Source organism: Collimonas arenae (genome assembly GCF_001584165.1).
Lineage (GTDB): Bacteria > Pseudomonadota > Gammaproteobacteria > Burkholderiales > Burkholderiaceae_D > Collimonas > Collimonas arenae.
Window position 1 is genome coordinate 1170995 of record NZ_CP013233.1, and the last position, 14479, is coordinate 1185473.

At 56.4% G+C, this 14479-nt stretch carries 15 protein-coding genes; 5 read left to right on the top strand and 10 right to left on the bottom strand.

From position 1 onward, the window contains the following. Positions 1 to 5 precede the first annotated feature (5 nt). Both CAter10_RS05475 and CAter10_RS05480 read right to left on the bottom strand, forming a co-directional pair. Positions 6 to 743, bottom strand: a complete 738-nt coding sequence (locus CAter10_RS05475; RefSeq protein ID WP_061532619.1) for a 2OG-Fe(II) oxygenase — start codon at positions 741 to 743, stop codon at positions 6 to 8. Continuing rightward, positions 740 to 1303 (bottom strand): methylated-DNA--[protein]-cysteine S-methyltransferase, encoded by a 564-nt coding sequence (locus CAter10_RS05480; RefSeq protein ID WP_197467190.1) that lies wholly within the window; start codon positions 1301 to 1303, stop codon positions 740 to 742. The genes CAter10_RS05475 and CAter10_RS05480 overlap by 4 nt, the downstream gene beginning before the upstream one ends. 757 nt (positions 1304 to 2060) lie before the next feature. Between CAter10_RS05480 and CAter10_RS23080 the strand changes: the two genes are divergently transcribed. The 3 genes from CAter10_RS23080 to aroG all read left to right on the top strand — a co-directional run bounded on the left by CAter10_RS23080 (position 2061) and on the right by aroG (position 5363). Then, a complete protein-coding gene (locus CAter10_RS23080; protein WP_205630291.1) occupies positions 2061 to 2621 on the top strand; it encodes a hypothetical protein in 561 nt (186 codons plus the stop codon). A gap of 183 nt (positions 2622 to 2804) precedes the next feature. Then, complete coding sequence (locus tag CAter10_RS05490) at positions 2805 to 4010, top strand: MFS transporter (protein WP_061532621.1); 1206 nt, start codon at positions 2805 to 2807, stop codon at positions 4008 to 4010. 285 nt (positions 4011 to 4295) lie between these two features. Then, positions 4296 to 5363, top strand: a complete 1068-nt coding sequence (aroG, locus tag CAter10_RS05495) for a 3-deoxy-7-phosphoheptulonate synthase AroG (RefSeq protein WP_061532622.1) — start codon at positions 4296 to 4298, stop codon at positions 5361 to 5363. Positions 5364 to 5493: 130 nt separating this feature from the next. On the opposite strand, the gene CAter10_RS05500 is transcribed toward aroG, so the two are convergent. Together CAter10_RS05500 and CAter10_RS05505 are read right to left on the bottom strand one after the other, a co-directional pair. After that, complete coding sequence (locus CAter10_RS05500; RefSeq protein WP_061532623.1) at positions 5494 to 6129, bottom strand: retropepsin-like aspartic protease family protein; 636 nt, start codon at positions 6127 to 6129, stop codon at positions 5494 to 5496. Positions 6130 to 6246: 117 nt separating this feature from the next. Further along, the gene (locus tag CAter10_RS05505; protein ID WP_061532624.1) at positions 6247 to 6732 is read right to left on the bottom strand and encodes a YajQ family cyclic di-GMP-binding protein; all 486 of its coding nucleotides are present in this window, start codon (positions 6730 to 6732) and stop codon (positions 6247 to 6249) included. 204 nt (positions 6733 to 6936) lie between these two features. Between CAter10_RS05505 and murB the strand changes: the two genes are divergently transcribed. Continuing rightward, on the top strand, positions 6937 to 7974 hold the full coding sequence (gene murB, locus CAter10_RS05510) for a UDP-N-acetylmuramate dehydrogenase (RefSeq protein WP_061535175.1): 1038 nt from the start codon (positions 6937 to 6939) through the stop codon (positions 7972 to 7974). 157 nt (positions 7975 to 8131) lie between these two features. On the opposite strand, the gene ppnP is transcribed toward murB, so the two are convergent. The 6 genes from ppnP to CAter10_RS05540 all read right to left on the bottom strand — a co-directional run bounded on the left by ppnP (position 8132) and on the right by CAter10_RS05540 (position 13625). Continuing rightward, positions 8132 to 8446, bottom strand: a complete 315-nt coding sequence (gene ppnP / locus CAter10_RS05515) for a pyrimidine/purine nucleoside phosphorylase (RefSeq protein WP_061532625.1) — start codon at positions 8444 to 8446, stop codon at positions 8132 to 8134. Position 8447: 1 nt separating this feature from the next. Further along, positions 8448 to 9785 (bottom strand): argininosuccinate synthase, encoded by a 1338-nt coding sequence (gene argG / locus CAter10_RS05520; protein WP_061532626.1) that lies wholly within the window; start codon positions 9783 to 9785, stop codon positions 8448 to 8450. 25 nt (positions 9786 to 9810) lie between these two features. Next, a complete protein-coding gene (locus CAter10_RS05525; protein WP_061532627.1) occupies positions 9811 to 10206 on the bottom strand; it encodes a VOC family protein in 396 nt (131 codons plus the stop codon). 3 nt (positions 10207 to 10209) lie between these two features. Beyond that, positions 10210 to 11127, bottom strand: coding sequence for an ornithine carbamoyltransferase (gene argF, locus CAter10_RS05530; RefSeq protein ID WP_061532628.1), 918 nt, complete (start codon positions 11125 to 11127; stop codon positions 10210 to 10212). Between the two features lie 271 nt (positions 11128 to 11398). Further along, complete coding sequence (rsgA, locus tag CAter10_RS05535; protein ID WP_061532629.1) at positions 11399 to 12361, bottom strand: ribosome small subunit-dependent GTPase A; 963 nt, start codon at positions 12359 to 12361, stop codon at positions 11399 to 11401. Continuing rightward, positions 12354 to 13625, bottom strand: a complete 1272-nt coding sequence (locus tag CAter10_RS05540) for a M48 family metallopeptidase (protein ID WP_061532630.1) — start codon at positions 13623 to 13625, stop codon at positions 12354 to 12356. Before CAter10_RS05540 ends, rsgA begins: the two co-directional genes overlap by 8 nt. Before the next feature lie 208 nt (positions 13626 to 13833). On the opposite strand from CAter10_RS05540, the gene orn reads away from it, so the two are divergent. Next, positions 13834 to 14436, top strand: a complete 603-nt coding sequence (gene orn, locus CAter10_RS05545; protein ID WP_061532631.1) for an oligoribonuclease — start codon at positions 13834 to 13836, stop codon at positions 14434 to 14436. The last annotated feature ends 43 nt before the right edge of the window (positions 14437 to 14479 follow it).

Consider the following 14479-nt stretch of genomic DNA (forward strand, 5'->3'; position numbering starts at 1 on the left):
ACTCTTCATTGGGCATCGTGGAAAATCACGCCTAGCGTGTGCCGCGCCCCGGATCGGATGCGGCTGACGCCATGCCGTAAATTTACCCTATAAGTGCCGCGTTGGCCTTGCACTGGACGATGATGGACCGCGAACACCAGCGCGTCGCCCTGCGTCAGCGGCAACACTTCGGGACGCGATTGCATGCGTGGCCGCTGCTCGGTCATCACGAATTCGCCACCGCTGAAATCGCGGCCTGGTTCAGATAGCAGGATCGCCACCTGCAGCGGGAAAACGTGTTCGCCGTACAGGTCCTGGTGCAGGCAGTTGTAGTCGCCGACGCCGTACTGCAGCAGCAATGGCGTCGGTCGCAATTGGCCGGCGGCGTGGCAGCGGGCGATGAAATCGGCGTGCTGTGGCGGGAAGCGGGTAGCGATATTCATCATGTCGTGCCAGCGGTTGGCGAGCGGCGCCAGGCGCGGATAGAACGCGCTGCGCAAGTCGCCGATCAGATCTGGCAGCGGGTAGCTGAAGTATTTGTATTCGCCGCGACCGAAGCCGTGGCGTTCCATCACGACCCGGCTGCGGAAGATGTCGTTGCGCGGATACATGGCCGTCAGCGTGTCGCATTCATCCGGAGTGAGCAGCCTGGGCAGTATCGCACTGCCGTAGCTGTCCAGGTTTTCTTGCACATCAGGCCAGACGATATTCTGCAAGCGTTCCTCGATTGTTGCGGCAAGCTGCATATGCGTTCGCGCGTTCATGCCTGCGCCTCGCGTTGCAGTAGTGTCCGCTTGCGTTCTACGCCCCAGCGATAGCCGGACAGCGTGCCGTCGAGTTTGATCACGCGGTGGCAGGGGATCGCGAGCGCGAGGATGTTGGCGGCGCAGGCACCGGCTACTGCGCGCACGGCGTCGGGTTGGCCCAGGCGCTTGGCGATGTCGGTGTAGCTGGCGGTGCTGCCTGCGGGGATGGTGAGCAGGGCTTGCCATACTTGCTGTTGGAATGCGGTGCCGCCGAGGTCTAGCTTTTGATCGATGCCTTGTTGGGGCGAGTCGATCAGGGTGTTGACTTGTTCTAGTAATGCGCCAAGGGTGTCGGTGTTGTCGGCGAGTTTGGCTTGCGGGAAGTGTTGCTTCAGTTCTGCTTCCATGGTTTTCTGATCATCGCCGAACAGGATGGCGCAGATGCCGTGGGTGGTTTGGGCAACCAGGAAATTTCCTAGTGGGTTGTTGCCGATGGCGTATTCGATCGTGTCCGTTACTGTTGCATCGGATTGGCGCAGATGGAGTTTTGTGGTGCTTGTGTTGTGCGAGGTATTCATGAGTTCTCCGGAGAGGGGATGTTGACGGGTTCCAGTTTAGGTATCGTGCTGAGGTGCCGCACTCCGGGTCTTGCGGTCAAATTCAGATACAGTGTCACGCAGTAAAAAGGGGGGCAGTGGCTAAATGAGCGCAGTAGTTAAATGGAGCGGTAGTTAAATGGGATAGTAGTTAAATGGGACAGTAGTTAAATGGGGTCGGAGTTTTTTTTCGGCGGGGTTTTGCCGAAAATTACTCTGACCCTTTTAACGGGCCACGGAGTAAGTACGTTGGCGTATCTACAGTGAATGGTTGTCGTTACTTAATGCTGTTACTACTCCGTGGAAGCTTGCCGGGGGTAGCCCGGCAGCTACTCACTTTCTTTGCTTCGCCAAAGAAAGTGAGCAAAGAAAGGCGATCGCACAGCCGTTGCCCGCCGTTGGCGGGTTCCCAAATGAGACGCGCGCCAGTCGGATGGGACACAAACTCGCTGCGCTCAAACATGTGTCCCATAATTCCCGACTGTCACCCGTCTCATTTGGCAACGTCAGCATGCGAAAAGTCAAAAGCAACGGCAACTTCAAAAGCAACGGCAACTTCAAAAGCCAATTCAAAGCAACGTCAAAACCAACCCATCGGAGTTAAATGGGGTCGGAGTTTTTTTTCGCGGTTTTTTGCGAAAATTACTCTGACCCTTTTAACGGGCCACGGAGTGAGTGTGGTGGTGCATCAGCTTTGTTCGTCTGATTCTAATTAAAACGGTTGCTACTCCGTGGGAGCTTGCCGGGGGTAGCCCGGCAGCTAGTCACTTTTCTTGCTTCGCCCCTAGCCGGGCGCAAAAAAAGTAACCAAAAGAAGGCGATCGCACAGCCGTTGCCCGCCGTTGGCGGGTTCCCAAATGAGCCGTGCGCCAGTCGGATGGGACACAAACTCGCTGCGCTCAAACATGTGTCCCATAATTCCCGACTGTCGCGCGTCTCATTTGGCAACGTCAGCATGCGAGAAGTCAAAAGCAGCGGCAACGTCAAAAACCAGTTCAAAAGCAACATCAAAACCAACATCAAAACCAACATCAAAACCAACATCAAAACCAACATCAAAACCAACATCAAAACCAACATCAAAACCAACATCAAAACCAACATCAAAACCAACATCAAAACCAACATCAAAACCAACATCAAAACCAACATCAAAACCAACATCAAAACCAACATCAAAACCAACATCAAAACCAACATCAAAACCAACATCAAAACCAACAACAACGTCAAAACCAACCCCGCGCAGTTAAATGGGGTCGGAGTTTTTTTTCGCGGCTTTTCGCGAAAATTACTCTGACCCCATTTAACGGACCACGGAGCACACACAGGAACTAGAGTGTTTTTGTATGTTTCGTGCAAAATTCGTACCAAATTCTAAGTATTTATGATTTCAGGTCAAATATGTATTGTGGGCAGAGCGGTTTTTCTTTGGCGCCGGGGCGGTCAAACTGCATGGCGTTTAATTGAATAGGAAAACATCATGCCACTCGCACTTTGGGCGCTGACGCTCAGCGCTTTTGCTATCGGGACGACGGAATTCGTCATTGTCGGGCTGATCCCGACTATTGCTTCCAGCCTGGGAGTTTCGGTTCCTTCGGCTGGGCTGTTGGTTAGTCTTTATGCGCTGGGGGTTGCCGTTGCCGCGCCGGTGTTGACGGCGTTGACTGCGCGAGTGCCGCGCAAGGCCTTGCTGCTGGGGCTGATGGCGCTGTTCACGGTCGGTAACCTGGTGGCCTGGATGGCGCCGGGATACGAAGCCTTGATGGCGGCACGCGTGCTGACCGGATTGGCGCACGGCGTGTTCTTTTCGATCGGCTCCACCATTGCTACCAGCCTGGTGCCGAAGGAAAAGGCGGCTAGCGCGATTGCCATCATGTTTACCGGGCTCACCGTGGCGCTGGTGACCGGCGTGCCGCTGGGAACCTGGATCGGCCAGATGTGGGGCTGGCAGTCGACTTTCCTGGCGGTGTCGCTACTGGGCGTAGTTGCCTTTATCGGCAGCTGGGTGCTGGTGCCGCATGACATCGCGGGTAGCAAGCCTGCTTCGCTGCTGACGCAAGCTGCGGTGCTGAAGAAGCCTCGGCTGCTGCTGGTTTATGCGATCACGGCGCTCGGCTATGGCGGTTCGTTTATCGCGTTCACTTATCTGGCGCCGATCCTGCAGGAAATCACCGGCTTCTCTGCCTCCACTGTCAGTTTGGTGATGCTGGTATACGGCGTCTCGGTCGCCTTCGGCAATATCTGGGGTGGCAAGCTGGCCGACAAGAAGGGCCCGATTCGCGCCCTGCAGATCGTGTTTGCGTTGCTGGCGTTGGTATTATTTGCGTTGACCTTTACGGCTTCGAATCCATGGTTGGCTGTGTTGACCGTACTGGCCTGGGGCGCCTTCGCTTTCGGCAATGTACCGGGATTGCAGGTGTACGTGGTGCAACAGGCGGAACGGCATGCGCCGCAAGCAGTAGATGTGGCGTCCGGCTTGAATATCGCCGCTTTCAACGTCGGCATTGCGCTCGGCGCTTGGGGGGGCGGCCTGATCGTCAGCCATCTGGGCCTGATGGCGACACCGTGGATCGGCGCCATCGTGGTGCTGGCGGCACTGGGTTTGACATCGCTTGCGGGACGTTTGGACCGGCGCGACGGCATCTCGCCGCTGGCGCGTCCTCAACATGCGGTGGCCGGACATTGAATTTGCAAACGGGCAATGTTGATTTGTTGCATATGAATAATGTGGTAATACTGGCCTTGCCAAACCGCCGGAATTGCTGCACTATTGGCCTTGGTTTTAATCATACTTAGCTTAAATACATGACCTTCGCACGCGCTTACTTCTTTTTTTACTTTAGCTATTCCAGCCCCACGGCGGTGAAAAGCGGTAAGCGTTCGTAAGTAGAAACCAAACCGAAATTTTCTAAAAAACCGCCAGCGATGGCGGTTTTTTTATACCCAGTCACTTTTGAGCCAGGAGAAAAACATGCTACGCACCGACGATCTGCGCATACGAGAAATGAAAGAATTAGTCCCACCATCACATTTGATCCGCGAATTCGGCTGCTCCGAGAAAGTGGCTGATACCGCCGCCAATTCCCGGATTGCGCTGCATCGCATTCTGCACGGCCAGGATGACCGCTTGATGGTTGTCATCGGGCCTTGCTCGATCCACGACACCAAGGCCGCGATGGAATACGCGCGTCGCCTGGTCGGTGAACGCGATCGTTTCAAGGGCGAACTGGAAATCGTGATGCGGGTCTATTTCGAAAAGCCGCGCACCACGGTCGGCTGGAAGGGCCTGATCAACGATCCGTACATGGATAACAGCTTCCGCATCAACGACGGCCTGCGCATGGCGCGCGAACTGCTGCTCAACATCAATGAACTGGGCCTGCCGGCCGGCACCGAATTCCTCGACGTGATCAGCCCGCAATACATTGCCGACCTGATCAGCTGGGGTGCAATCGGCGCCCGCACCACCGAATCGCAGGTGCATCGCGAGTTGGCATCCGGTCTGTCGTGCCCGGTCGGTTTCAAGAACGGCACTGACGGCAATATCAAGATTGCAGTTGACGCGATCAAGGCCGCTTCGCAGCCGCATCATTTCCTGTCAGTGACCAAGGGTGGCCATTCCGCGATCGTCTCGACCAACGGCAATGAAGATTGCCATATCATCCTGCGCGGCGGCAAGGCGCCGAACTATGATGCGGCCAGCGTTGATGCGGCTTGCAAGGATATCGCCAGTAGCGGTCTGGCTTCGCGCCTGATGATCGACGCATCGCATGCCAACAGCTCGAAGAAGCCGGAAAACCAGATTCCTGTTTGCGCCGATATCGGCCGCCAGATTGCCGCCGGCGACGATCGCATCGTTGGCGTCATGGTGGAATCGCATTTGATCGGCGGACGCCAGGATCTGGTGCCGGGCAAAGAATTGACTTACGGCCAATCGGTGACTGACGGCTGCATCAATTGGGAAGAAAGCGTGGCAGTGCTGGAAGGATTGGCCGAGTCGGTCAAGCAGCGCCGTTTGCTGAACAGCAGCCCGGCTTAAGGCGAGTACTAAAAACTTCGTCATCCCCGCGCACGCGGGGATCCAAGTTACTACCTAAAATGGATTCCCGCGTGTGCGGGAATGACGCAATGGAAGTTATTCGAGGTGTCCTGCTCCAGTTGACCTAAAATCAGAAGCGTTTGGTCAGCACCATCATCTCGCCTTCACGACGCATCTCGGTGCGGTTCAGGAACGACATGCCTAGCAGTGCAAACGGCAGCCCGCCTTCCTGCACCAGCGCATCGACCTGATTCATTTCGATATCACCCAGCTTGACCGTATTGAGCTTGACTCGATACGCTGGCGCAGCGCCGTTGGCGGTGCTGACCATGGTCATCTGACCTTTTTTATAATCGACGCCTAGTCGAGACGCTTCCGACGCCGGCAGCGCGATCATGGTGGCGCCGGTATCGACCAGCATGGTGACCATGCTGCCGTTGATCTGGGCCTGCGCCACAAAGTGGCCTTGCGGATTGACTTTCAAGGTGACGCTGGATGCGGCTCCCGGCGCGCTGCGGCTGACGTAGTCGCCGATGCCGATGACTTGCCGCTTGCCTTTGACCTCCAGCGTGGCGCTCGAGCCGTTGGCCTCCACCAGTTTGACGTCGTCCGTCACTTTGCTGCCGACCGAGAATGTCTTCGGTGCGGAACCATCGATCACCAGCACCGCTTTGCCCGGAAACAGGCCGACCACGCCGATATCGGAAGCTTGGGCTGCAAGCGCAGCAAACAACAACAGGCTAGGGGTTAATGCAAGCAGGCGCATGGTTATCCGACTTTCGTGGCAGGAGTTGAAGAGGGCGCTGCTGGTTTGATGGGCCGCCGGCAACAGTGGCTGAATGATAACCCTACAGGTTGCCGCGGCACAATTTAATTGCGGGATTTAATCGCGGAAGTTATTGAATTCCAGTGGCAGGTCAGCGACTTCCTTGCGCAGCATCGCCATCGCAGCCTGCAGGTCGTCACGCTTGGCGCCGGTAATGCGCACAGCGTCGCCCTGGATGCTGGCCTGGACCTTCATCTTGCTGTCCTTGACGATACGCACGATCTTCTTGGCGGCTTCGGATTCGATGCCGTTCTTGATCTTGATGACTTGCTTGACCTTGTCGCCGCCGATCTTCTCGATCTTGCCAATGTCGAGGAAGCGCACATCGACGTTGCGTTTCACCAGTTTGGAGGTCAGTACATCGCGCACCTGGCCGAGCTGGAATTCGGAGTCGGCGTAGGCGGTCAGGTCGCGTTCCTTCAGTTCGATGCGGGCGTCGCTGCCCTTGAAGTCAAAGCGTGTCGTGATTTCCTTGTTGGCCTGGTCGTTGGCATTCTTGACTTCAACCAGATTGGCTTCCGATACGGTATCGAATGATGGCATGGTGCTATTCCTTTACTTTGTTCAATCAAATCCAGGCAGCAGCCCAATGTGGCGCTGCCCTCGGTTAATGCGCATTCTATCGGACAAAAAACTCGAGGTGTCGGTCACAACGGTCTATTTTCATGCAATCCGAATAATTTCCGTGTGCAGCAGTCGCCGCCATTGCAGGCCGCCGCGGACAGTTACGTCTATAATTCCGATGCTATGACCTCCACTATCCCCAAACTGCCGTTCCAATACGACTTTTCGCTGCGTTCACATAACACATTCGGTATCGATGCCAGCGCCCGTGCCTATCTGCCGGTGGCCACGCTGGCGACCTTGCAGGCACTTCGGGCCGATGCTGATGCCGTTAGCATGCCGCGCCTGGTGCTGGGCGGCGGTAGCAACCTGGTCCTGACCCAGGATTTCCCCGGGCTGGTGTTGCATATGTGTAATCGCGGACGGGAAATTGTCGGCGCCGATGAGCATGCGGTTTATGTGCGCGCCGCCGCCGGTGAAAACTGGCACGATTTTTTGCAATGGACCCTGGCGCAAGGATTCGGCGGACTGGAAAATCTGTCCTTGATTCCCGGCAGCGTCGGCGCTGCGCCGATCCAGAATATCGGCGCCTACGGCTGCGAGTTGCAGGATCGCTTCCATAGCCTGACCGCGCTCGATATGGATAGCGGTGAGATATTGCAATTGGACCGCGAGGCTTGTGCATTTGCCTATCGCGATAGTATCTTCAAGCAAAGCCTGCGCGATCGGGCGGTGGTGCTGGACGTGACGTTTGCCTTGCCCAAGGATTGGCAGCCGAATCTGCGCTACGCCGATGTCGCACAAGAATTGGCGGCGCGCGGCCTGGACAATCCGACTGCTCGCGATATCAGCGATGCCGTGATCGCGATCCGTACCCGCAAGCTGCCCGATCCTCTATTGCTGGGCAATGCCGGCAGTTTCTTCAAGAATCCGATTGTTCCTGCGGCTCAGCGTGACGCATTGCTGGCGCAGAATCCGCAACTGGTGAGTTATCTGCAGGCGGATGGCAGCTACAAGTTGGCAGCCGGCTGGCTGATCGACCAGTGTGGCTGGAAAGGAAAGAATCTAGGGAATGCCGGAGTCTATGAAAAACAGGCGCTGGTACTGGTCAATCGCGGCGGCGCCAGTGGGCAGGATGTGGTGCGCCTGGCGCAGGCAGTGCAAGATGATGTAATGGCAACATTCGGGGTGGCACTGGAGCCGGAACCGATGTTTATTTGAAGACGAAGGATTTTGTTGTAAGGAAGACGCTTGTCACAACCGGGTCACATGAACCGGCTATGCTTCGATCTGTCTCATCCTACACTCCCTAAGGTAAAGGATTTTGCCCCCGGCGCAACTGCTCCGGGGGCTTTTTTTTGCTTGCGCAGATGATTTCTCAGGCGTAATGGCAAACGTAATTGACGGTTTCCAGCGTCTCGATATCGAAACTGGAATTCGCCGGGATTTCAAAGCGTTCGCCGCCAGTGTACTGGACCCAGTCTTGCTGGTCCTTCTGGCGCACACGGCAAACGCCGCTGGTGATTTCCATGATTTCTGCTACGCCGGTACCGAAGTTCAGCGCCGACGGCAGGATGACGCCTAGCGTCTTCTTGCTGCCGTCGGCGAAAATGACGGTGTGGGAAACACATTTGCCGTCGAAATAGACATTCCCCTGCTTGAGGACGCTGACATTTTCGAATTGAGTCGTCATGTTAGTTCTTCTCGTCTTTGTCGAGCAGCGGCAGAGATACGGCGTTGCTGGATGCCAGCAGACCGGTGCTTTGATAGATCGCCAGTTTTTGGCGCGTATCGCTGATGTCGAGGTTGCGCATCGTCAGTTGGCCGATGCGGTCTTGTGGCGAGAACGCGCCTTCGCCCTTTTCCATGGTCAGGCGATCCGGATGGTAGGTCAGGTTGGCCGACTCGGTGTTGAGGATCGAGTAATCGTTGCCGCGACGCAGTTCGATGGTGACTTCGCCAGTGATGGCGCGCGCCACCCAGCGTTGCGCCGATTCGCGCAGCATGATCGCTTGCGAATCGAACCAGCGGCCTTGATACAGCAGGCGGCCCAGGCGACGGCCGCTCTCGCGGTATTGCTCGATGGTGTCTTCGTTATGGATGCCTGTGACCAGGCGTTCGTAGGCGATGAACAGCAGGGCCAGGCCCGGCGCTTCATAGATGCCGCGACTCTTGGCTTCGATGATGCGGTTCTCGATCTGGTCGCTCATGCCGAGGCCATGGCGGCCGCCGATGCGGTTGGCTTCCATCATCAGCTCGACCTGGTTGGCAAACACGATGCCGTTGAGGGCGACTGGACGGCCTTCTTCAAAGCGCACGGTGACTGTTTCGCGCTTGACTTCAACATCGTCGCGCCAGAAGGCGACGCCCATGATCGGTTCGACGATCTGCATGCCGGAGTTCAGGAATTCCAGGTCTTTCGCTTCATGGGTTGCGCCGAGCATGTTGGAATCGGTCGAGTAGGCTTTTTCCACCGACATCTTGTAATCGAAACCCGATGCGATCATGAATTCCGACATTTCCTTGCGGCCGCCCAATTCCTGGATGAACTTGTCATCGAGCCAAGGCTTGTAGATGCGCAGATTCGGATTGACCAGCAGGCCGTAGCGGTAGAAACGCTCGATATCGTTGCCCTTGAAGGTGCTGCCGTCGCCCCAGATATCGACCTTGTCTTCGCGCATCGCGGCCACCAGCATGGTGCCGGTGACGGCGCGTCCAAGCGGAGTGGTGTTGAAGTAGGTGACGCCTGCGGTGGAAATGTGGAAGGCGCCGCTCTGCAACGCTGCGATACCTTCGGCCACCAGCTGTTCGCGGCAATCGACCAGGCGCGCCAGTTCTGCGCCGTAGGCCTTGGCCTTCTTTGGAATAGCGTCATAGTCCGGCTCGTCTGGCTGGCCCAGGTTAGCAGTATAGGCATAAGGAATAGCGCCTTTCTGGCGCATCCAATGCAGCGCAGCGCTGGTGTCGAGGCCGCCTGAGAAAGCGATGCCAACTTTTTCGTTGACCGGAACGGATTGCAGGATATTGGACATGATATTTCTAAGTAGGTTGAAATGATTACTGAGGATCGTGGCAAACGGCTTCGATGTTGTGGCCATCGGGGTCTTTCACGAACGCACCATAATAATTTTGGTGATAGTGCGGTCGTGGACCGGGCGCGCCGTTGTCGGCACCGCCCGCGTTGAGTCCTGCTTGATAAAAGGCGTCGACCTGGGCCCGGCTGGCGGCCCGGAAGGCGAAATGGATGGATTGCTTGTGCGCTGGCTTTTCCGTAGTCGCCTGGGCGATCCAGAAATCGGGTTTGGGCGCTTCGCCGAAACCGGCGACATCAGTGCCAGCCACCGCTGCCGGGATTTCCAGCAGCAATTCATAGCCGATAGCGGCCAGCGTGGCGCTGTAAAAAGCCTTGCTCTTGTTGTAGTCGCTAACGGTAACGCCGGTATGGTCGATCATGGCTTACTCCGCAACTTTGCCCAGCACCAGATATTCGAGCAACGCTTTCTGCACATGCAGGCGGTTCTCGGCTTCATCCCAGACCACCGATTGCGGGCCGTCGATCACTTCGGCGGATACTTCTTCGCCGCGATGCGCCGGCAGACAGTGCATGAACAGGGCGTCCGGGTTGGCGCGCTGCATCTTGGCCTGGTCGACGATCCAGCCGTCAAAGGCTTTCAGGCGCGCGGTGTTTTCATCTTCGTAGCCCATGCTGGTCCAGACATCGGTCGTGACCAGGTCGACGCCTTCGCAGGCGTCGGATGGGTTGGCGAAGAAGGTATAGCGCTGATTGTCGGCAGCCACCTGGGTCGGGTCGATGTCATAACCTTTTGGCGTCGATACATTGACGTGGAAACCGAAGACCTGCGCCGCTTGCAGCCAGGAATACAGCATGTTGTTGGCATCGCCGATCCAGGCCACTTTCTTGCCGGCGATGGAACCGCGGTGCTCGATGTAGGTGAAGACGTCGGCCAATACCTGGCAGGGATGCTGCTCGTTGGTCAGGCCGTTGATCACCGGCACCCGCGAGTGGGAAGCGAAGCGTTCGATGATGTCCTGGCCGAAGGTGCGGATCATGATGACGTCGCACATGCGCGACATGACCTGCGCCGCATCTTCCACCGGCTCGCCGCGCCCCAGTTGGCTGTCGCGCGTGTTGAGGTAGATTGCGGCACCGCCCAGCTGATGCATGCCGGCTTCGAACGACAGGCGGGTGCGGGTCGAGTTTTTCTCGAACACCATCACCAGCGTGCGATCGAGCAGCGTGTAGTGCGGTTCGTAATTCTTGAATTTGCGTTTGATGAGACGGCTACGTTCAATCACGTATTCGTATTCGTCCAGCGAAAAATCAGAAAACTGCAGGTAATGTTTGATTGCCATAAATGAAAACGGCGGCCGCTGTGGCGACTGCCGCCGAAAGTTGGAATTCCATTTCTAAATCAACCGCTGCTACAACCGCCATTGCCGACTTTATTGGTCCATCCTGACGCTGTCGACGCTCCGGCTAGCGCCTCCGCGATTGGCTTAGAAATGAAATAAGTGCTTCAATTATAAGGGATTTCACTAGAAAAGATACCCGCCAAAATATTGCTTTTTAATTAATTTAATGCGGCGCGGCAGTTTTTTCAGGACTGCCGCGATCTGCTAGCGCTTAATACAGCTTCTGCGACGATTCATGCAGCAACTGCACGTAAAGCTGATGCCGCATCGGCGAGATATTGTTGTCCTTGACCGCCTCCAGCACCGCACAACTCGGCTCGATCAGGTGATGGCAGTTATAAAACTTGCACTTTCCCAGGTATGGCGTGAATTCGACGAAAGCACGTTCCAGCATGCCTTCGCTCAACTGGTACAAGCCGAATTCCTGGAATCCCGGCGAATCGATGATATTGGCCGGGTTGCCATCCAGGCTTTGGTCGGCCGCATCCATTTCATACAAGCGCGTGAACGTGGTGGTGTGCTTGCCGGTATCGAGCGCGGCTGAAATTTCGCGTACGGCGATATCCGCGTCGGGCACGATCAGGTTGATCAGCGATGATTTTCCCATGCCCGACTGGCCGATCAGGATGGTCGATTGTCCTTCCAGTAACGGCTGCAGCGTGGCGCAGGTCTGTTCCGGAAAGGCACGCGCCGAGACTTCGTGCACCGGATAGCCAAGGCCGGCATACAACTGCAAGCGCTGCCTGGTCTTCTCCAGCGCATCGACAATATCGGTCTTGTTGAGCACGATATGGGCTTTGACGCCGGCGGCTTCGGCCGCTACCAGCGCACGCGAGATCAGATCGTCGGCAAAGCCCGGTTCGGTCGCTACCACGATGAACAACTGCGTGACGTTGGCGGCGAGCAGTTTGGCCTTGTATTGATCGGAGCGATACAGCAGGCTGTTGCGCTCGTCGATGGATTCGATCACGCCCTGGTTGGGCGAGGTCAGCTTCAGCTTGACGCGATCGCCGACCGCCACATCGCTTTTCTTGCCGCGGGTGACGCATTGCAATTTGAGTGATTCGTCGCCGATCCGCGCTTGCACCAGATAGTGCCGGCCATGGGCGGCAATCACCAGGCCGTTGCTGTCCTGCTGCTGGCCTTGCTTGGCGCCTTTGCTGTGGTCAACCATGAGCAGCCGTCAGCTTGTTGATGCGAACGGCGGCGGGCGGGTGCGAGTCGTAGAAGGCAGAGTGCAACGGATCCGGGGTCAGGGTCGAGGCATTGTCTTCATACAGCTTGACCAGCGCGGTCACAAGATCGCTGGCGTCGGTATGTTTGGCGGCAAATGCATCCGCTTCGAATTCGTGCTTGCGCGAGCTGATCGATGACAGCGGCGACAGCAGGAAAGTAAAGATCGGCAGTGCCAGCATGAACAGGATTAGCGCCATCGCGTCGTTGTTGCTGAGATCGGCCAGCAGTAGCGGATTGACACCCAGGCCGGTGTAGAACCAGAGTTGCTGTTTCAGGTAGCCGAGCAGTGCCATGAATGCCAGAGAAATGGCAAACATCACGACGATGCGCTTGACGATATGCTTGAGTTTGAAATGGCCGAGCTCGTGCGCCAGCACAGCTTCGATTTCCTGCGGCGCCAGGCGTGCCAGCAATGTATCGAAGAAAACGATGCGCTTGCCGGCGCCGAAGCCGGAGAAATAGGCATTGCCGTGAGCGCTGCGCTTGGAGCCGTCCATCACGAACAAGCCCTTGGAGGCGAAACCGACCCGCTTCATCAAGCCTTCGATGCGGTTGCGCAGGCTGTCGTCGGTCAGTGGCGTAAATTTGTTGAACAGCGGCGCAATCACTGTGGGGTAGAGCACCAGCATCAGCAACTGGAAGCCGCTGAATACCAGCCATGCGTAAAACCACCAGAGATCGCCCGATTTCGCCATCAACTGCAGCACCACCCACACCAGCGGCAAGCCGATGACGGCGCCGATCAAGGTGTTTTTCAGCATGTCGGTGAAGAACAGCTTGACCGTCATCTTGTTAAAGCCGAAACGCGCTTCCAGCACGAATTGCTTGTAATAATCGAGAGGCAGGTCGATCAGGCCCGAAATGGCGACGAATGCCACCAGCAAGCTCATTTGATAGATCATGCCTGGGCCAGCCCAGCTGAATATGATGTTGGAAAGCAACTGTAAGCCGCCCAACAGGGTGAAACCGATCAGGACAACGGTGCTGATCAGCATCGATAACATGCTGAATTTGGTCTTGGCGACGGTATAGTCGGCAGCGCGCTGGTGGGCCGCCAATGGGATCTTTTCGGCGAATTCGGCCGGTACTGCGCTACGGTGCGCCAGCACATGGCGAATCTGGCGCGAACCCAGCCAGAAGCGCACGGCCAGGGTGATTGCCAGGAAGATTACGAATAAAACTGAAAATGCAAATGAAGACATGAAGTCCCTATATGAGAAAATACTATCCATCGGCGCCTCAGATAACCTACTGCGCGTCCCAATCTCCGGCCTGTGATGCTCGCTGTACTTGAGTACAGCTGCGCTTCTCGACCAGACCTTGGGCCGCTCGCTACGGTTCCCTGAGGCGCTTTACGGCCAGTTTCAACTGAAATGCCGCAAAACTGCTTAAATAACTAAGAGAACAATTATGTCACAAGCCACCGATATCTCCGCTAATCCCGTAGCTGCTGCTCCTGCTGCGCCGGTGCGGCCCAATGAGTTCAACCTGATCTGGGTCGATATGGAAATGACTGGGCTGAATCCCGACAGCGACCGCATCATTGAGGTTGCGGTGGTGGTTACCGATCCACAGTTGAACATCCTGGCCGAAGGGCCGGTATTTGCGATTCATCAGCCGGACGAGATCATGGATGGCATGGACGCCTGGAACAAGGGCACCCATGGACGCTCGGGCTTGATTGAAAAAGTCAAAGCGTCGACCGTGACCGAAAGCGATGCCGAATTGGCATTGATCGAGTTTTTAAAAAAATACGTGCCGAACGGCAAATCGCCAATGTGCGGCAACACGATTTGCCAGGATCGCCGCTTTATGGCACGCGGCATGCCGAAGCTGGAAGCATTTTTCCACTACCGCAATCTGGACGTGTCGACGCTGAAGGAATTGTGCCGTCGCTGGAAGCCTGAACTGGCGAGCGGCTTCAAGAAGCACCAGAAACATACCGCGCTGGCCGACATCATTGAATCGATTGAAGAACTGCGCTACTACCGCGAGCACTTCATCAAGGAATGATGGCAGTGCAATGAAAAAAAAGACACGCTACATGGCGTGTCTT